Origin of the sequence: Cryobacterium sp. CAN_C2 (assembly GCF_015751745.1) — a bacterium.
GTDB lineage: Bacteria > Actinomycetota > Actinomycetes > Actinomycetales > Microbacteriaceae > Cryobacterium.
Window position 1 is genome coordinate 149,544 of record NZ_JADOUX010000002.1, and the last position, 17,694, is coordinate 167,237.

13 protein-coding genes are annotated in these 17,694 nt (G+C 65.3%); 4 read left to right on the forward strand and 9 right to left on the reverse strand.

Features of this window, described 5'->3' with window-relative positions; genetic code table 11:
• Positions 1 to 14: 14 nt before the first annotated feature.
• The 6 genes from IWX77_RS02300 to IWX77_RS16925 form a co-directional block, all read right to left on the reverse strand.
• Entirely contained in the window at positions 15 to 1,673 is a 1,659-nt protein-coding gene (locus IWX77_RS02300) for an ABC transporter ATP-binding protein (RefSeq protein WP_196842891.1), read from the reverse strand.
• Positions 1,670 to 2,572, reverse strand: a complete 903-nt coding sequence (locus tag IWX77_RS02305; RefSeq protein WP_196843053.1) for an ABC transporter permease — start codon at positions 2,570 to 2,572, stop codon at positions 1,670 to 1,672. Before IWX77_RS02305 ends, IWX77_RS02300 begins: the two co-directional genes overlap by 4 nt.
• Positions 2,573 to 2,610: 38 nt before the next feature.
• Positions 2,611 to 3,591 carry an ABC transporter permease gene (locus IWX77_RS02310; protein WP_196842892.1) on the reverse strand — a complete coding sequence of 327 codons (981 nt, stop codon included), beginning with the start codon at positions 3,589 to 3,591 and terminating at the stop codon, positions 2,611 to 2,613.
• A gap of 109 nt (positions 3,592 to 3,700) precedes the next feature.
• Positions 3,701 to 5,356 (reverse strand): ABC transporter substrate-binding protein, encoded by a 1,656-nt coding sequence (locus IWX77_RS02315; RefSeq protein WP_196842893.1) that lies wholly within the window; start codon positions 5,354 to 5,356, stop codon positions 3,701 to 3,703.
• A gap of 194 nt (positions 5,357 to 5,550) precedes the next feature.
• Positions 5,551 to 7,068 carry a glucoamylase family protein gene (locus IWX77_RS02320; RefSeq protein WP_196843055.1) on the reverse strand — a complete coding sequence of 506 codons (1,518 nt, stop codon included), beginning with the start codon at positions 7,066 to 7,068 and terminating at the stop codon, positions 5,551 to 5,553.
• 201 nt (positions 7,069 to 7,269) lie between these two features.
• The gene (locus IWX77_RS16925) at positions 7,270 to 8,376 is read right to left on the reverse strand and encodes a LacI family DNA-binding transcriptional regulator (RefSeq protein WP_297414487.1); all 1,107 of its coding nucleotides are present in this window, start codon (positions 8,374 to 8,376) and stop codon (positions 7,270 to 7,272) included.
• Between the two features lie 129 nt (positions 8,377 to 8,505).
• On the opposite strand from IWX77_RS16925, the gene IWX77_RS16930 reads away from it, so the two are divergent.
• From IWX77_RS16930 to IWX77_RS02340, 4 genes are all read left to right on the forward strand, one after another.
• Entirely contained in the window at positions 8,506 to 9,099 is a 594-nt protein-coding gene (locus IWX77_RS16930) for a hypothetical protein (protein ID WP_327012091.1), read from the forward strand.
• Positions 9,100 to 9,198: 99 nt separating this feature from the next.
• Positions 9,199 to 10,200 carry an AfsR/SARP family transcriptional regulator gene (locus IWX77_RS02330; protein ID WP_196842895.1) on the forward strand — a complete coding sequence of 334 codons (1,002 nt, stop codon included), beginning with the start codon at positions 9,199 to 9,201 and terminating at the stop codon, positions 10,198 to 10,200.
• 177 nt (positions 10,201 to 10,377) lie between these two features.
• Positions 10,378 to 11,094 (forward strand): response regulator transcription factor, encoded by a 717-nt coding sequence (locus tag IWX77_RS02335; protein ID WP_196842896.1) that lies wholly within the window; start codon positions 10,378 to 10,380, stop codon positions 11,092 to 11,094.
• A gap of 70 nt (positions 11,095 to 11,164) precedes the next feature.
• Entirely contained in the window at positions 11,165 to 12,442 is a 1,278-nt protein-coding gene (locus IWX77_RS02340) for a sensor histidine kinase (RefSeq protein WP_196842897.1), read from the forward strand.
• Here the strand turns inward: IWX77_RS02340 and IWX77_RS02345 are convergent.
• The 3 genes from IWX77_RS02345 to IWX77_RS02355 all read right to left on the reverse strand — a co-directional run bounded on the left by IWX77_RS02345 (position 12,399) and on the right by IWX77_RS02355 (position 17,559).
• Positions 12,399 to 13,343 (reverse strand): hypothetical protein, encoded by a 945-nt coding sequence (locus IWX77_RS02345; protein ID WP_327012092.1) that lies wholly within the window; start codon positions 13,341 to 13,343, stop codon positions 12,399 to 12,401. The two genes, IWX77_RS02340 and IWX77_RS02345, sit on opposite strands and share 44 nt — an antisense overlap.
• 8 nt (positions 13,344 to 13,351) lie before the next feature.
• Positions 13,352 to 15,043 carry a multicopper oxidase family protein gene (locus IWX77_RS02350; RefSeq protein ID WP_196842899.1) on the reverse strand — a complete coding sequence of 564 codons (1,692 nt, stop codon included), beginning with the start codon at positions 15,041 to 15,043 and terminating at the stop codon, positions 13,352 to 13,354.
• A 92-nt stretch (positions 15,044 to 15,135) separates the two neighbouring features.
• The gene (locus IWX77_RS02355) at positions 15,136 to 17,559 is read right to left on the reverse strand and encodes a fibronectin type III domain-containing protein (protein ID WP_196842900.1); all 2,424 of its coding nucleotides are present in this window, start codon (positions 17,557 to 17,559) and stop codon (positions 15,136 to 15,138) included.
• Positions 17,560 to 17,694 lie beyond the last annotated feature (135 nt).

Consider the following 17,694-nt stretch of genomic DNA (forward strand, 5'->3'; position numbering starts at 1 on the left):
AGTGATACGAAAATTTAGCGACCGACCTGCGGGTGCGGAATCGCCTCGAGCAGTCGAATCGTGTAGTCGTCCTGTGGGTTTTGTAGAACGGATGCCGTGCCCCCCTCCTCGACGACGGCCCCCTGGTTCAGCACCATGATCTGGTCGGTGACCAAACGGGCGCTGAGCAAATCATGGGTGATGTAGAGCATGCTCACGCCCCAGGTTTCGCGCAGGCTGTTGAGCAGCGCGAGTACCCCGGCCCGCAGCGACACGTCGAGCATCGACACCGGTTCATCGGCGATGATCACCTGCGGTTCGCACGCGAGCGCCCGGGCGATCACCACGCGCTGGCGTTGCCCGCCCGAGAGCTGGTGCGGCAGCCGGGCGGCGAACTGCGGGGCCGGGGTCAGCCCCACGGTATCGAGCAGCTCGAGCACGCGCCGCCGGGCGTCCTGACCACGCCGCTTCGAGAAGTTCAGAATGGGTCGGGTGAGAATGTACTCGACCGTGTGCAGCGGGTTCAGCGCCGAATACGGGTCTTGAAAGACCATCTGCACCTCAGTGTGCAAACGTTTGAGCGAGCGCCGTTTGATCGTGTCGACCTGCAGGTCGCCGAAGCTGATCGTGCCGCTCGTGGGCCGTTCGACGCCGGTGATCATCTTGGCGATCGTGCTCTTGCCGCTGCCGCTCGCCCCGACGAGCGCCATCGACGCGCCCGGTTCGAGCCTGAACGACACGTCGCTCACGGCGCGCACGGGCTTCTCCCCGCGCCGCGGTGGCGGGTAGATCTTACTGACGCCGCGGACGACGATGGCCTCGCGCGCCGCGCGCCCCTCACGGCCGGGCACGTCGCTCGACACCGCCCGCGCGGTTCCGCGCACGGCGAGCCCGGGCACCTCGACCACCTCGGCGCGCGGGTCGCCGTAGTGGCTCAGCAGCATCTGCGTATACGGATGCTGCGGCGCGGCCAGAATCGCTGCCGCCGTGTTGTCCTCGACGATGAGGCCCTCGTGCATCACCATGACCCGTTCGGTCACCTCAAGCACCATGCCGAGGTCGTGGCTGATCAGCACCGCGGTGAACCGCTCCGAGGCCTGCAGCTCGCGAATCGTGTTCATCACCGCGTGCTGCACGAGCACGTCAAGCGCGGTGGTCGGCTCGTCGAAGATCATGAGCTTGGGTTCGAGCGAGAGAGCGAGCGCGATCGACACGCGTTGCCGCATGCCGCCGGACAGTTCGCCGGAGAACCGGTCGAGCACGCTCGAGGGAAGTTCGACCTTGCCGACCAGTTCCACCGCGCGGTCTTCCCGGTCGATCCGGGAGACATGCCCGTGCGCGGCGAAAATGTCGTAGAAGTGGTCGCGGATGCTGCGCACCGGGTTGAGCGCGTTCATCCCCGACTGCAGCACCATGGCAAAGCCGCCGTGCCGCTGCACCCGCAGGTCGGCCAGGCTCAGGTTTGCAATATCGACCCCATCAAAGAGGATGCTGCCGGCACTGACCCGCGCGGGCGGTTTCGACAGTCCGGTCAGCGCGAACCCGAGGGTCGACTTGCCCGACCCGGACTCCCCGACCAGCCCGACGAAGTCACCCTGCTGTAGTTCAAAGTTTGCGCCGGTGACGGCCGGAACCGGTTCGCCGCCGCGCGGCTCGTAGACGACCGAGAGGTCGCGCACACTCAACAGGCTCATCGGTTCGCTCCTTCGCGCAGGCGCGGATTGCTGAGGCCGTCGACGCCGAAGTTGATCAGGCTCAGCGAGGTCGCGAGCAGGGAGATACACAGGCCCGGAGCGAACAGCAGAATCCACTGGCCGGTGAGCAGGGCGTTGCTGTTCTGCGCCCAGAACAGCATGGTGCCCCAGCTGATGGTCGTGGAGTCGCCGAGGCCAAGAAACTCCAGGCCCGCTTCGGCGAGGATCGCGGCCGTCGCGGCTCCGAAGAAGCTGCCGACGATGAGCGAGGTCATGTTCGGTAGAATCTCGCGGAACACGATGCGGGCCGGGCTGTCGCCGCTGAATACGGCCGCCGTCACGAAGTCGCGGCTGCGCAGCGACTGGGTCTGCGAGCGCAGCACCCGGGCGCCCCAGGCCCAGCCGGTGATGACGACCACGAAGATGATCATGCCGATGCCGCCGTTTTGCAGGTAGGCGGCGATCACGATCATGAGTGGCAGGGCCGGAATGACCAGGAACAGGTTGACCACAAAGTTGATCACGTCGCCGGTAATGCTGCGCAGATAGCCCCAGGTGAGGCCGATCGTGACGGCGATGATGGTCGAGAGCAGGCCGGCCACGAAGCCGACGAACACCGACGTGCTCGCGCCGTGAATGATCTGCGAGAGCACGTCCTGCCCGGCGGCGGTCGTGCCCATCCAGTGCGCGGCGCTGAAATCCTCGCTGCGACCGAAGCCGTTGTCGCTCGGATCGTACGGGGCGATGAGCGGCGCGAACACGGCGAGCAGCACGAAGAAGCCGAGCAGGGCCACACCGACGCGCGCCTTGGGAACGCTCCAGATCGTGGCGACCGCCCGCCAGACGACCCCCAGCGGGCTCGTCATGGCGGGAGCATCCGCTTGTTTGCGGGCCACCATCACGGCGTGCGTGCCACGGTCAGCGGGGTCAGGAACAGTCATCGCCTCGTCCTCGGATCCAGGATGCCATACAGAATGTCGACAATGAAGTTGGCCATCAGCACGCTGATGGTGATGATGAGAAACAGGCCCTGCATGAGCGGAAAGTCCTGGTTCACCACCGCGGTGTAGAGCAGGTAGCCGACGCCGGGGTAGTTGAACACCCGTTCCACGAGCAGCGACCCGCCGACCACGCCGCCGAGCGCGAGCCCGAAACTGGTCAGGTTCGGCAAAATCGCGTTGCGAGCGGCATAGCGGATGGCCACGGTGCGGGGCCGCAGACCGTTGGCTTCCGCAAAGGTCACGTAGTCATCGCCGAGCGTGTTGATCATGGTGCTACGCATGCCGAGAATCCAGCCACCGAGTGAGGTGATGAGAATCGTGGTCGCCGGCAGAATGGAATGGTAGAGCGCGTCGAGCAGAAAAACGGCCGAGAATTCAGGGCTGGTGCCGCGGCCGTAGGCTCCGCTGGTGGGAAACCAGCCGGCCACGTAGCCGAGAAAGAACAACAGGAGCAAGGCGGTCCAGAAGTAGGGAAACGCGCTTGCGAAGGTGCCTCCGACGGTCGGAAGGGTGTCGAGCCAGGTGCCGCGTTTCCAGGCGGCGAGAACGCCGAGCAGGGTGCCGGCAATGAACGCGATGATCGTGACGAGGCCGACGAGCACAAGGGTCCAGGGCAGGGCCGCGCCGACCAGACCGGCGACGCTCTGCGGAAAGAACGTGTACGAGACGCCGAAGTCGAAGCGGGCCACGTTGCCGAGGTATTGCAGGTACTGGTCGAACATGCTGCCGGTCGGCACGCCCAGCTGGGCCTCGATCGAGGCTCGTGTGGCGGAGCTGACCGGACCGTTCTGGGCCAGTTTGGCTATCGCGGCGTCGGCCGGGGATCCCGGCATGAGGCGCGGCAGCAGGAAGTTCAGCGTGATGGCCGCCCACAATGTGAGCGCCAGCAGGCCAACCTTCGTGAGCAGAAAACGCACGGTCTTTCCCTTTCCAACCGCTGTCGGTCACATTCTTCAGATGCTATCTGCCGGTGTTTCCTTGACAGCCTCCGCCGGTTCGATGGCGGTCTCGGCAATCAGGCGGCTGCTACTTGGCCTTTTCGAGGTTGGTCAGAATGAGCAGCGGTGTCGAGTTGTACGTGTTCGGCGGTGCGTACGGGTCGTCGGCGCTCGGCCAGCCGGTGTAGTTTGCGTCGCTGTACAGACCCCAGAGCCCGCCGTAGAACATGCTGATCACGGGCAGCTGGTCATACACCGTCTGCTCGAGCTCGGCGGCGATCGTCTTCTGCTCGGCCTCATCGGTCGAGGCCTTGAACCGGGCCAGCAGCGCGTCGGTCTCGGCGTTGCTGAACCGGCCGAAGTTGCCGGTCGTGGTCGTGCCGAGCGGTGTGGCGAACTCACTGTTGAGCAGCAGGTTCATGTCTTGAAAGACGCTTCCCGTTCCGCCGAAGCCGGTCATGGCCATGTCGAAGTCGCCGTTGCCGAGCGATTCGTAGTACGCCGCCGGCTGTGGCTGGCTGATTTTCACGTCGATGCCGATCGCGCCGAGTTGCGACTGCACGGTCTGCAGCCCCTGCAGCCAGTCGGTGTAGCCGTTCGCCGTCATGATGTTGATCGATGCCTGGGTGCCGCTCGCGTCGACGAGCTTGTCGCCGTCCATCGTGTATCCGGCCTTTTCGAAGGCGGCCAGCGAGGCATCTGCGTCTTGCGCAACCTCGCCGCCGTTCGGCAGGTCGGAGCTGAGCCAGGCCTCCTGGTTTGGCAGCAGTAGGCCGGACTGGCCAGCCGCCTCGACGTACCCCTGTTCGGCATCCGTTGCGATCTTGCCGCGGTCGAGCGCGAGGCTCAGGCCGTGCCGAAAGTTCACGTCGTTGTACGGAGCCTTGGTGAGGTTGGGCACGAGCGCGATGGTGCCGCCCGGCGGGAACCAATACTTGTTGTGCTGTTCGTCGGCCTTGACCCAGGTGCCGTCGACGTCCGTAATGAAGGCGTAGGCCCAGTCGTAGCCGTTCTTGACAACGTCGAGCTGGCTATTCGCGGCCGGAAGTACGAGCTTCTCCACGGCGACCTTGTCGGCCTGCCAGTAGCTCTCGTTCTTCTTCAGCGTGTACTCGTTCGGCGTGAACGTGTCGAGCACGTACGGGCCGGTCGCTATCGGGTCTTCGTTGGGGAAGGTCAGCGGATCTTCGACGTCTTTCCAGATGTGCTCCGGAACGATGAGCTGCTGGTCGATGATCGAGGCGGCCGGAACGTCTTGTGAGCTCAGGTGGAACACGACGGTGTCGCCGTCGACCTCGAGGCTCTCGATGTGCTGCCACATACCCTTGTTGTCGAGGGCGGGGGTCTCCTTGATCAGGTTGAAGGTGAAGGCCACGTCGGCGGGGGTGAAAGCCTCGCCGTCGGACCATTTCACGCCCGTGCGGATCGTGTAGATGACGGTCTTCGCGTCAGGCTGCGTGTACCCGGTGGCGAGAAACGGAGTGGCCTTGCCATCGAGGGTGTTGATGACCTGCAGCGGCTCGTACATATACGTGGCCGTCACCCGCTTGCTCGTGGAGAACGGGTTGAAGTTCCGCTCGAATGTAGGCGAGCCGTTGTCGGCCGCGACGAGCATGGAGCCGTCGGCCGAGCCCGCTCCGGACTTGTTCGCGGTGTTGATGCTGCAGGCGCTCGTCGCCAGCACGGCGATAATGCCGACCACGGCCAGGGCCGTTCGGGTGCTGCGCACTCTCAGATGCTTCATTGCAGTGTTGTCCTTCGTGTCGTCGTTGACCCCGCGCCCTCGCCCCCGATCGAGGGCCAAGAGCATGCACTCTACTGTAAGCGCATACATGCTACGCGTGCAAGTATTTTCTTTTCCTCAAGCGGATGCCGCCCGCCGCGCCCCCCGTGTCGTTCCGGGCCCGGGCCCGGAACGACACAATGGCAAGAGCGCTCCTACCCCAGGCTCGATCCGAAGATCTGCGCGGCCACGAGCGGCCGCACTGCGGTTTCGAACTGCGGGTCGACGAAGTAATCCTTGAGGCGGTCCTTCAGCAGGTTGTTGGCGATCGCCGCCATGATCATCGACTGGTCGAGTGACAGGTAGCGGTCGGCCACGGTGCCGCTCTGGGTCGCGATGGCGTCGTAGAATCCGCCGGGACCATACGAATTGAAGTCCGACTTCAGGTTCGCGAGGTTCGTCAGCACCGCCTTCTTGTCATAGGCGAGGGCGAGGAACGAAGCGTGCGGGGTGACCACGCCGTCACCGTAGACCGGTGTCGGGTTGGTTGCCTCGCGGCATCCGTCGTAGCCGGCATCAACGTTGGTGCGCTCCCTGTCGGAGGCGTAGCCGTCGGTCGACATACCGATGCCCTCGACGCCGTATTCGGCGTACTCACCGAACGGGTCACTCGCCGGGGAGAAGCCCCAGTATCCGTACTGGGCTTCGTCGAGGCCGTGTTCGACCTGCGCGCGCACGGAGGCGGGATGGTTCACGCCCCAGGACCGCGGCCCCCATTGCGCTTCGGGCACGAGCAGGTCGGGCATGAGCGCCTCGAACATGCTGCCGCCCCAGGCCGGAACGAGCGACATTTCGCGGTACTGATAGACACCCTCGTAGACCGGCACGCCGAGGTATTCGCGGGTGACGCCGGTGGGCTTCTGTTCCTGCCAGGCGTAGTCGCAGCCCTGGTCGGGCATCGTGCGCAGGGTGCCGTAGTAGGCCTCCGGCGGAATCTCGCCCTTGCTGATGCCGAGGTAGGTCGCGATCCGCGCCTCACTCACCGTCGTGTCGTAGTGGTGGCAGGTGTAGTACACGTTGGGTCCGTCGTTGCCGTAATTACCGGGAACGTTGCAGCCGGGCGGTGGCACCACCCAGAATCCGCCGCGGTTCAAACCGACTCCGGGCCGGGCGTCGAGGTTGTGGAAGAAGCCGAAGTCCATGCTGTCGTACAGGGCGTTTGCCGAGTGGGCGAGCCGGGGTTCGGCCTCGGCCACGATGCGAAAAGCCGCGGCGAGCCATCCGTTGTCAACCGTGCTGAGAAACGGGTCGACCGGGTCGGCGCTGCCCGGCCAGGTGGTGAGTTTGTGCCCGTCGAGCGGCGAGTACCAGTTGTAGTACATGCCGCTCGGCTCGTGCCGCTCGATCGTCGAGAGGGTTTTCAGGGTGGTCTTCATACGCTGGTAGGCGTCGTCGTTGCTGATGATCCCGATGTCACGAGCCGAAACCGTCGACCAGAGATAGCCGCCGATGTTGGTGGGGCTGGTGTTTTCGCTCGCCACCGTGAGATCGCCGGAAAGCTTGTCGGCGGGCAGGCCGGTCTTCCTGTCGGTCAGTGCCGCGAGGGACTTCCAGGTGTCGGCGGCGTAACCCCGCAGTACCTTGTCGTCGCCTGTCGGGCCGCCATTGCCGCCGGGGGCCGCGATCGCGTTCGGCGCAGCGAGCAGCGTGCCCGTCACAACCGCGCCCGTCATCAGCGCGGCCGCGAGCGCCAGTATCTTCGAGTTTCGTTTCACAGCAATATCCTTCGTGTCGTCGTTGACCTTCGGTAGCTTCGCCTGGGCGCGGGCAGTGGATACCTCTCCACCGGCCAGCACGCGCCTCGAACCCCCAGTGTAAGCGCATACAGATCAGGAGGCAAGGAATTTATACAGAGGCCAGCCCCCGTCAGACGCTCAGCTCGACGAGCCCGTCGGCCCCTCGGAGCTTTCGCGCAGCAGCACCTTGACCGGCAGCCGCAGTGAGATGGGCGGCTGCTGGGGATCTTCCAGTCGGCTCAGCATCGCCCGCATGGCCGCCCGGCCGAGATCGACCATGGGCTGGCGCACGGTCGTCAGGCGCGGCGACGCGGTGCGGCCCGCCTCGATGCCGTCGAATCCGGTCACGATGACATCATTCGGCACGCCGACGCCGTGGGCGCGCAGCACATCGAGCGCGCCGAGTGCCATCTGGTCGTTCGCGCAGACCAGCGCCCGCGGCAGCATGCCGGTGTCGAGAAGCTCCGTCGTCACCTCGCGCCCGCGCTGGCGGGCGAATCCTCCGCGCAAGACAGGGCTCACGTCGGGGTCCAGCCCGCGGGCCTCGAGCGCCTGCCGAAACCCGTTCAACCGCTCGGCCCCGTCGGGGGAATCCTCCGGGCCAGCCAGGTAGGCAAAATCGGTGACCCCTAACCCGTCGAGCAGGTGCGTCGTCAGGGCGTTCATGCCCGCGGCATTGCTCACGCTGACGTGGTCGTAATCGTCACCGCGGCGCGGACCGGCGATCAGCACGATCGGAATGCGCCGTGACACGTGCTCCAGCACGGAGTCGGGCACGCTCTGCGCCAACACCGCCATGCCGTCGACCCGACCGGCAATGTCATTGACCATATCGACCGGAAACGCCCCGCGGCCAACGCCCACCATGAGCGCGAACCCCTGGCGCCACGCCTCGAGCTCGCTCCCACGCAGCACCTCGTCGAAGTACAGGTTGGGCGGCCGAACGAAGCCCGAGTCGGGCATGTCCCGCACCACTTCGACCAGGCTCGAACCGAGAAACTCGGCGTCTTCGAGCTCTTCCATGGCGTCCAGGCTCGGAAAGTACAGCCCCAGAACGCCGGTACGTCGCGCCGCCAGTCCGCGGGCGTTCGCACTGGGAACGTAGCCGAGTTCCGAGACCGAAGCGAGCACCTTCTCCCGTGTGGATGCGCGTACATCCGCCGGACGACGAAGCACCCGGGAGACGGTCGCGATAGACACCCCGGCGTGGGCCGCCACGTCGTACACGGTCGATGCTTTGGCCACGATGCCCCTCCAGTGATCGCTCGCGCGCTGTGTTCCACATCCTAACCCCCGCACAATCCGGCCCGGGCCCGGAACACCCCACCCCCACACAGCAGGGTTTTCCCATGGTGCCGGCACCAAGATTCCGCCATGACTCCCGCAAATGCACTGCTGCGCTTGGTTCGCCCCGACGACGGCGAGAAACACCCCGAGACCACGAGGCACACGCGGCCACGCCACACACCAACGCTGTTCCGGCGGCGCCGCACGATCGTGATCTCGCTGGCCATTGTCTGGCTCGTGATGGCGGCGTTGGCCTGCGTACTGCTTCTCACCGGCACGAAACCGAGCACTCCGTTCGGTGACACGGCCACCGTTCCGGGCGGTCAGGCCCGCATCAGCGCGGTCATCCCGCTCGAATCCGACGGGTGGGTGCCACCGAGCGCGGCCGACCGTCTCGTCGGCCCCGTACCGCCCGGAGCTCACCGCGTGCGCATCCTGCTCGAGCTCACCGCAGCGGATGCCGCCGGCCTGGATTTCGACGCCGCCGACTACTCCCTGTCCGGCATCGGATCGAGTGCCATCGCGCTCTGGGTCGACCCGATCCGGCAGAAGGCAGGTACCGGAACATCCATTCTCGCGACCTTGGTCTTCGAGATTCCCAATCAGGCCATCGCCCTGGTTCTCGACGGCCCGGAGGGGGCGCATCTATCACTCGGGACCGGACACCACACCGCGCCCTGACCTGTCCCCGAAATTGGGGGTATTCACCTACTCCATACGCGGCTACCCCGGCCAGCAGCACCCGGGCACCATGGTCGCATGCCAACAGTGGAGGTCGTCATGACTACCGGATTCGACACTCGAGAACAGCCCGCCGCGACAGCCATGGCCCATGTAAACGTGCACCTGTTTGGAAAACTGACCGTTCGACGCGGATCGGTCGTACTCCACGCCCACCAACTGGGCGGCCCCAAGCCCCGCCAGATCCTCGAAATCCTGCTCGTACACCTCGGGCTGCCGGTCTCCAAGGATCGCCTGATAGAGATGCTCTGGGGCGCGAGCGCTCCGGTCGAGGCTCTGCCCACTCTCGAAAGCTACGTGAGTGTCTTGCGTCGACACCTGCAGCCCGGCGAGGGAAAGTTCGGCCCGCTCCAAACCACGACCGGCGGCTACGTCCTCGACCGCGACCTGGTCGACGTCGACCTCGATCAATTTGACGTTCTGCTGCAACGAGCCCACAAGACTGTTCCTGGCCTCGCCTACCCCCTGCTGTTGCGCGCCCTCGGCCTCGCCACTGCACCACTGCTCGGCGACGAACTCGTGCCGGCCTGGGCATCGGAAGCCCGCGAACTGCACGCCGCCCGCCTCACCAGCGCCCGCATTCTCGCCTCGGAAACCGCCGCAGCACTGCACCACATCGACGACGCCCTCGAATTCGCGAACCTGGCACTGGCCGACGAGCCACTCAATGAGCGAGCCTGGGCCGCCCTCATCCTCGGGCTGGAAACGAGCGGCCGCCACGCCGAGGGCCTGCAGGCCTACGACCGGTGTCGCCACGCGCTGCAGAGAGAGCTGGGCTGCGCTCCGGGCACGATTCTGCGTTCCGCCCAGCTTCGCCTCTTGCACGCGACGGCCGACGGTGACGGCGATCTGGCCGACGTGCTCTCTGCTCTGCTCGTGTTGCATGACCAACTGCGCGTGTTGCCCGCCAGCGGGCCAACTTTTCGCCCTGCCACCGGGGCGACCACCACTACTCCGCGGCCAGAGCCGGTAGCGGATTCGTTCCGGGAGGCTACCGATGTTGTCACGAAATTTCTGCGACGCGCCGTCGCTCGCGCCTGAGTTGACCGTCCGGCCACCGACCGACCTACCATATGGGGGACAAAAACGAAAGTACTCGACAGAAACTCAGATTGTCCTGATTATGGTCTCGTCGATCGGGATAGTGCAGTACTCCCCCCCCCCGTCAGCAGCGAGGCTCAAGAACGGGCAGAGAGGTCGCAGAAAATGAGCGCACAGATGTCCCCCATTGATCCCGGCATGCAGGGGATAACCGCAATCACGTCACTCTCCGGTGCCACCATGGCAGAGCAGATTCGTATTCTCATCGTCGACGACCACACCACCTTTGCCGAATTGCTCACCGGTTCCCTCAATCGCGAGCCCGACCTGTGCGCCATCGGCTCGGCCAACAGCGTGGCCAGCGGCATCGCCGCCTGCCTCGCACTGGTCCCCGACGTCGTCGTGATGGACTACCACCTGCCCGACGGTAGCGGACTCGCAGCCGCCGCCGCGATCCTGGCCCGCGCCCCCAATACCCGCATTGTGATTCTCACCGGCGACCCGGCGTTGGAAGCCCTCGAGCAGGCGGCCGCGATCGGGGTGTGTGCGTTCCTGCCCAAGGACGGCTCCCTCGCGACGGTGCTCGACACTCTCCGACACGCGCGCATCGGCGGGTTCATCGTGCACCCGTCACTCGTGAGCCTGCTGAGCGCTCGACGTCGGCAGCACAGCGAGGAGATCCCGTTTCCCGATCTCACCAAACGTGAGCTCGCTGTGCTCCGACTCATGGGCGAGGGCTCCGACGTGCGAGCCAACGCCAAGGTTCTGGGCATTTCTGAGAACACCTGCCGCGGGTATGTCAAGGCGATCCTGGGCAAGCTGGGGGCGCACTCGCAGCTTGAGGCGGTTGTTATTGCGACCCGACTCGGTCTGGTGCCGGCTCAGCATGTCTAGGCTGTCAGCGGCGCAGTCACCACCCAGTAGCCTCGATCGAACCCGGTCGGCAGAACGCTTCGAGGTGAGAATGGCGGTGGGTCGTTTTCTCGCCATCGGCATCATCGCGATGATCATCGTCGCCGTGCCGGCTGCGATCTGGGTGCGTGAACTGTCCGAGCGCAACGCCATGGACAATGCCATCCAGCACACCCAACGCCTCGCCGCTTACTCCGTGGGGCCACTTCTCACCGACGCGGTCATAGCGGGTGAGGCCGGGTCGACCCGACGGCTGGACGAACGGTTGGCCCCCCGCCTCTCTGACGGATCAATCGTGCGCGTCAAGGTCTGGACTCCCGAGGGCCGCATTGTCTACTCCGACCTCTCCACGTTGATCGGCCAGGTCTTCACCCTTCCGACCTGGACGTCCGAGCTGCTGGCCGGAGGAAAGGGACGGGCCACCCTGGAGCTTCACGACGATCCCGGTGACGAAAGCGAAACCGAGGCTGGCGAGCTGGTCGAGGTGTACGTTCGTGCCACATCGGTGAGCGGTGACCCACTCATCTTCGAGGCCTATTTCAACGACGATGCCGTACGCGAGGAACAGAGCGCCCTTGTTGTCGGCCTCATCCCCGCCTTCCTGCTGTCCCTGGGCGCCTTGCAACTGGCCCAGCTGTTTCCGGCGGTCAAGTTGGCCCGTCGCATCCAGGGCCACCAATCAATGAAGCGCCAACTGCTGCAGCACGCCATCGATGCGTCCGACCTGGAGCGCCAGCGCATCGCCCGCGACCTGCACGACGACGTCATCCAGGATCTCGCTGGGCTCTCGTATGCCCTCGAGGCCGAAGAACGGCACTCCACGCCGGAGAACCGGGCGTTGTTCGCTCAGGCAAAAGAAATCCTGCAGAAGAACGTGCGCACGCTGCGGGCCATGACCACCGAACTGTACCCGCCCGACCTGGCTGAACTCGGCCTCCCCGCTGCTCTCACCCGTCTGACGGCCCCTCTCCTCGAGCACGGCATCGCGGTCAAACTACATATTCCTGCCGACTGTGATCTCGATCGGGAAAGAGCGGCGATGTTCTATCGGGTGGCCAGAGAGGTTCTCGCCAATACCGCGAAGCATGCTCGGGCCGGCGTGTTGGAACTGTCGCTCATGCAGGACCAGGACCGCACCATTTTGCTCATCCATGACAATGGATGCGGCTTCGACATGTCGGCCGATGCACCCGAGAATCACCTTGGTCTGCGCATCATGCGCGACACCATCCAGGTCGCGGGCGGCTCCCTGGAGGTGCGCTCCTGGAGGGGTGGTGGCACCTCGGTCATGGCGACCTTGGATCGGGTTGCACCCGTTCATGCCCGGTAGCCGCCGACCGACGCCGTCGCTGAGGAACGCTGCCCAGCACGATCGCTACGGTCACGCCCAGCAGCACCGTAAGACCGATCCCATACATGGCCCAGGTTCCTAGCAACGGCGTGGGTATCTCCTCCGCGCGATCTGCTGTGTGTTCCACCATACTTTTCGCGATGACGGCGGGAGCCGGCTCGGGCTCTATGGCCATATCGACCCCGACTCCGGTCAGCGACTCTGGCCAGACGGCAACGTCGACGTGGTCGGTGCCGGCGCCGCGGGCGATCCCGACCCGCACGGATTCGACCAAGTCATCGCTGAGCAGGGGTCCAAGGTAATTCAGCCGGAGGAGTCCCGCGCCCAGGGTGGTGCTGTAGTTGCCGAGGGCGTCAGATACTATGCCCTCTGTCGCGATCGCATCGGCTGCCGCCGCCGGGTCAGCCGCCAGGACCTCGAATCGAAGATCGTGCACGAGCACATCGACCACGAAGAAGGTCGAGTCCCGGCTCGCCGATACTGATGGGAGAGATGCTTCCGGCCCGATCACAGCGCGCGTTTGAGTGGTCGTCGTGCCGTCGGGCAGCAACATCGTCAGCGCGGGCACGGCCTGATCGAGCAGGCCTGCCGGGAGTACGTCGGGGGGGATGTCGGACAACGTGAGGCTGGCATCCGTTGCCCGTCGCTCGAGTTCGGCGCGCAGGGCCGGGAGGTCGACGTTTTGCTCGGCCCGCACCGCGAGCGCCACTCTCCGACGCACCATGAGGCCGTCAAAAGTCACAACGGGCCTGTCGTTGCCAAGGTCGGCGCCGGGCTCAATCGCGACGATCGATTCCGGAGAAGAAGGAGGGGCCGTGACCTCGTTGGTGCAGCCGCTGAGAAGGAAAACGAGCAGCACCGCCGGGGCCAGGCGCTTCACCTGGATCACTATGTTCCCGCCGGGAATCCCGGGCCGTAGATCGGCGGGAAGGACCCCATCGGTGTGTTGTCGACCGCGGGAACGTCGGCGGTGATCGGGTCGTTCACCCGGTAGTCGCCCACGGCGAACTGAATCATCATGTCGTGGTCCTCGTGCACGAGGTTGTGGCAGTGGATCATATAGCGACCGCCAGCCTCCTTCCGGGTATCGAACTGCATCAATACCGTGACGGATTCGCTCTCACCGACATAGAACACGTCCTTGGGACCTTTCTCCCAGGCGAACGGTTTTCCTCCATTGGTATTGCGCCCAATGATCTTGCCGTCAACGAGGTGGATGTGCACCGGGTGGAACCACCCGCCCGAGGCGTTGATGATTGTCCACTGCTCAATGTCGTAGGGTTGCGGATTGGCGAACAGTTTGGTGAAATTCGAATTCTCCACGTCAGCCCAGGTCATTCCGTTGATTCTCCACAGTCCGTTGCCTCGGTCCACCACCAGGCGGCGCTTCACCTTGGCCATCTCGGGCGTGAGTCCCATGGTGGCGAGGCCGCCCAGATCGGGATGGGGCGCACCGCCGTCGTCGAGGGTGGTGGGGATGGCCGAGATCGACCCCGCATTCGAGCCGGAATCTGCCACCACCTGAAATTTCATTATCTTGTTGGTGTGGGTGAAGTTCACGTTGTTCTTGTTGCTCAGGTTGCGCAGCTCCACCTCTTGCCCCGGCTGGTATTTGCGGAAGTCAATCAGAATCTCGTAGCGCTCAGCCGTGCTGTGGCGCCACGAACGCACCGCCTGAACGGTGGGCGTCATGCCGCCATCGGTGCCGACGATGTAGATCGGCTCGCCGGTCGAGAGAGTGGGCCGGTAGGAGCGTGAAATAGAGGCGACCAGCACCCGAAAGCGGTAGATGCGGGGCTTGACCTTCATCGTGGGCCACGGCACCCCGTTGACCATGATGATGTCACCCCACAGCCCCTTCTGCTCGTTGTCGTTGTAGCCGAGAGAGCCGTCAACCTTGAACATAGCGTCGGAGATCATGAGCGGCACGTCGAACTCACCCTGGGGCAGCTGAGCTCGTTCGAATGGGTCGTGCAGAGGATAAATGCCCGCCAAGCCCGAGTACACATTCTGCGCGGTTAGATGCATATTGTGGTCGTGGTACCACAGTGTTCGCGCCGCCTGCCAGTTCGGGTACTGATAGTTCTTGACCTTACCAACGGCGGTGAAGTCATTGGCGTACCCGTCGTACTGCGGGAGCGACGCCGAGCCGTGCAGGTGGGTGACGGTGCGAAACGCACTCGAGTGAAGCAGGCCGGAGGCCGGCAGTGCGTTGCGAATGCGCACTTCGCTCCGGGTGCCCCGGTTGAGCCGGATGGTCGGACCGGGGAAGATACCGTTGTAGCCGGCGACCGTGGTGAGCAGCCCGGGGACGAACGGTGCCTGGCCGAGTTTCTGAGTAAGCGCGTAACGGGCGTAGGGGCGCGACGGGTCGCCATCATCGAAGCCCGTCTGGTACGGCATGAGCTCCGGGGGCCGCCGGAACACGCCGGCGTACGGAACCGGCATGTTCTGCGGGGCGAGTTGACTTTGAGTCATGAGCGGGACGGTCGAGACCGGAGGGTCATCGGCTCCACTCATTCCGATGACGCCGAGCGCTCCGAAGGCGCCCAACTGGAGAACTTCCCTGCGTGATGTCATTTCTTCCTCAAAGGCTGTGAGCTGTTGCGATGTGGGGGACCGGCCAGCGACTGAAATCCAGTCGCCGGCCGGGAAAGCCGATCAGACTTCTCTTAGAACAATGTTCCGGTTGTGAATGTCCACGTGCTCGTCACCAGCGCGTTACCGGCCAGGTCTCGAACGCTCGTGTTGCCGCCGGTGATGGTCACCCGGTATTGAGTGTTGGAGAGAAGACTGCCCGTGGGGTCGATCGTCAGCACATTGGTGGTGGCGTTGAATGCCGCCGCCGAGCTGAACGTGACCCCGGTCGAGACCCGGGTGATCCGCACTGTGGTTGTGCTGACTCCGGTGATGTCTTCGCTGAAGGTGGCCGTCACGTTGGCGGCCCGGCGCACCGCGGTGGCTCCCGAAGCGGGAGTCCTCGTGGTGATCGTCGGAGCCGGGCCGGTGATGAAGCTCCAGGAGCTGGACACCATCGTGTTGCCGGCCACGTCACGAATGCCCGAGAGCGTCGCCGTGTACGTGCGGTCGGCGAGCAGCGTTGCGTTCGGGTTCAGTGTCGCAACCCGGGTCGTAGCGTTGTAGGTGACCACTGCCGGAATTACAGTGGTACCGAGCCGGAGCACGAACGTCGTGCCGCTGACTCCCGTGACCGCTTCGCTGAACGTTGCCGACAGGTTGTTCGTCTGGCTGACCGAACGAGCACCCGATGCCGGGGTCCGAGCGGTCACCGTCGGGAGCACGAACTCCGCACGCGGAGTCACTGCCACCGACCGGGCCGAGAATGCTCCGGTGCCGACCGCGTTGATCGCGGCGACATCAAAGGTGTACCCGGTTCGGTTCGTCAGCGACCCGATCACCGCGCTGGTGACATTAGCCACCGTCGTGGTGCCCGTGGCCGTCGCGCCCGCACCAATGAAGGTGCGAACCGAGTAGCCCGTGATGGGTGCCGCAGCGGCGTCCGGGGCCGGGGCGGCCCAGTTCACGGTCGCAGAGGCGTTGCCAGCGGTGGCGGTTCCAATCGTCGGCGCCCCGGCCACAACGGCGACCGGCGGGGCAACCGGTGTCACCACATTGGACAGTGCCGAGAAGGCACCCGTGCCGACCACATTCACCGCGGCCACCCGGAAGGTGTACGAGGTGCCATTGGTGAGCCCGGTAACCACGGTGCTGGTCGCCGTACCGGGAATCAAGGTGACCGTGCTGGCCACTGTGGTTCCCGTACTGACCTCGACCGTGTAGCTGTTCGGCACCGGACCGGTCGGCGCGGCCCACCGCACGGTCGCGGATGCGTCGCCTGCGGTGGCAGCGCCAATGGTCGGCGCGCCGGGCGCTGTAGTCGGAACCGCGGACGGGGTAACCGGGCCTCCGGTGCCCGCAGGGCCTTGCCCCGCAGCGCTGGTGGCGAACACCTGGATGGAGTACGGGGTGCCGTTGGTCAGGCCACTGACGGCCACCGAGGTGGCAGCCGTCCCGACGGTGCGCCGGAAGATGGCGGCGTTGGGGTCGCCCGCCGTCTGAACCTCCACGACGTAGCCGGTCACGGGAGAGCCATCGGGGATGGTGGTCGCGGCGTCCCACGTTGCGGTGAGGGAGGCGTCGCCCGGGATCCCACTGACGTTGGCGGGGGCGTTGGGCGCCGTGTTCGCCGGGCCCTGTGGGCAGCCGCCCATACCGGGGCCGCCGGTCAGGTCAAACTCGGAGATCGTCAGTCCCTGCCGGTTGCCGGCGAGGTCCGCGGACATCCAGGACATCGCCCGCATCTCACCGGCGGCCGCAATGTCTGCGCTTCCCGCGGAGGCGAAAACGTAGGTTGCGGTGAAAGTGGTGGAGGTGGTCGACAGGCTGGACGAGTAGCCCCCCGTCACGGCCGGGGTGAGCGGCCCAGGGACAGCACGCACATCGCGGCGACCCACGTCTGTGGTGATCAGTGCCGGGGCGATAATGCGTTGTTCCATCTGACCGGATGCAGCAGTCGCGGCGTCCAGAGTGCCATTGACGACCACCTCGGTCGTGCCGGCCGTGTGGGTGAAGCTGGTCACCGTCGGATTCAGAGTGACGGCCGAGTCGCTGCCGCCGCCGCTGAAGGCGACTGCTACGACGTCACCGGCCTTGATGTCCGGCGTCACGTTCGGGGCGCCGGGGCCAGTGCCCCAGCAGACCCCGCCGGGGTGGTTGACCTCAAATGCCGGGTCCGCGCTGCCGACCGTGGCCTGCGCCTGTCCGGTGAGGACGCCGCCGCGGGTGACTGTGACCGTGGCCGTCTGCCCCGCTTTGCTCAGCTCGTACCCCGAGAACGACACGAAGTCACGATTGGGGAAGATGGTGATGTTGTCCGGAAAAACCGGGGGTGTCGCGGCGGATGCAGGGGTCGCAGCCCCAAACGCCAAGGCACTGGCCACGATCGCCGTGATCGCAGCTCCGGCGACGGGGCCGAGGCGGCTCCGTCGTGCGGATGGCCGGTGGCGGCGAGACTCAGTGGGGCAAGCCACGGCAGGCGCTAGGGCTGGCACCAGGGCAAGTTTCGATGATTTCATGACTTCCCTCACTCTTCCAATTCGACGGGCGGTATGCCTCCTATGGAAGCAACGCGTCCTTGTGAAAAACTTGGGCGACCTCGAGCGTGAAACAGAGCCAGCCCGGACCCGGCGTTATCGACGACGGTCTGACGG

Excerpts from the sequence above, each read along its gene's own strand:
- IWX77_RS02300 (WP_196842891.1), bottom strand. The coding sequence starts at position 1,673 with ATGAGCCTGTTGAGTGTGCGCGACCTCTCGGTCGTCTACGAGCCGCGC.
- IWX77_RS02330 (WP_196842895.1), top strand. The coding sequence starts at position 9,199 with ATGACTACCGGATTCGACACTCGAGAACAGCCCGCCGCGACAGCCATG.
- IWX77_RS02335 (WP_196842896.1), top strand. The coding sequence starts at position 10,378 with ATGTCCCCCATTGATCCCGGCATGCAGGGGATAACCGCAATCACGTCA.
- IWX77_RS02305 (WP_196843053.1), bottom strand. The coding sequence starts at position 2,572 with ATGGTGGCCCGCAAACAAGCGGATGCTCCCGCCATGACGAGCCCGCTG.
- IWX77_RS02315 (WP_196842893.1), bottom strand. The coding sequence starts at position 5,356 with ATGAAGCATCTGAGAGTGCGCAGCACCCGAACGGCCCTGGCCGTGGTC.
- IWX77_RS02320 (WP_196843055.1), bottom strand. The coding sequence starts at position 7,068 with ATGACGGGCGCGGTTGTGACGGGCACGCTGCTCGCTGCGCCGAACGCG.
- IWX77_RS02350 (WP_196842899.1), bottom strand. The coding sequence starts at position 15,043 with ATGACATCACGCAGGGAAGTTCTCCAGTTGGGCGCCTTCGGAGCGCTC.
- IWX77_RS02340 (WP_196842897.1), top strand. The coding sequence starts at position 11,165 with ATGGCGGTGGGTCGTTTTCTCGCCATCGGCATCATCGCGATGATCATC.
- IWX77_RS02355 (WP_196842900.1), bottom strand. The coding sequence starts at position 17,559 with ATGAAATCATCGAAACTTGCCCTGGTGCCAGCCCTAGCGCCTGCCGTG.
- IWX77_RS16930 (WP_327012091.1), top strand. The coding sequence starts at position 8,506 with ATGACTCCCGCAAATGCACTGCTGCGCTTGGTTCGCCCCGACGACGGC.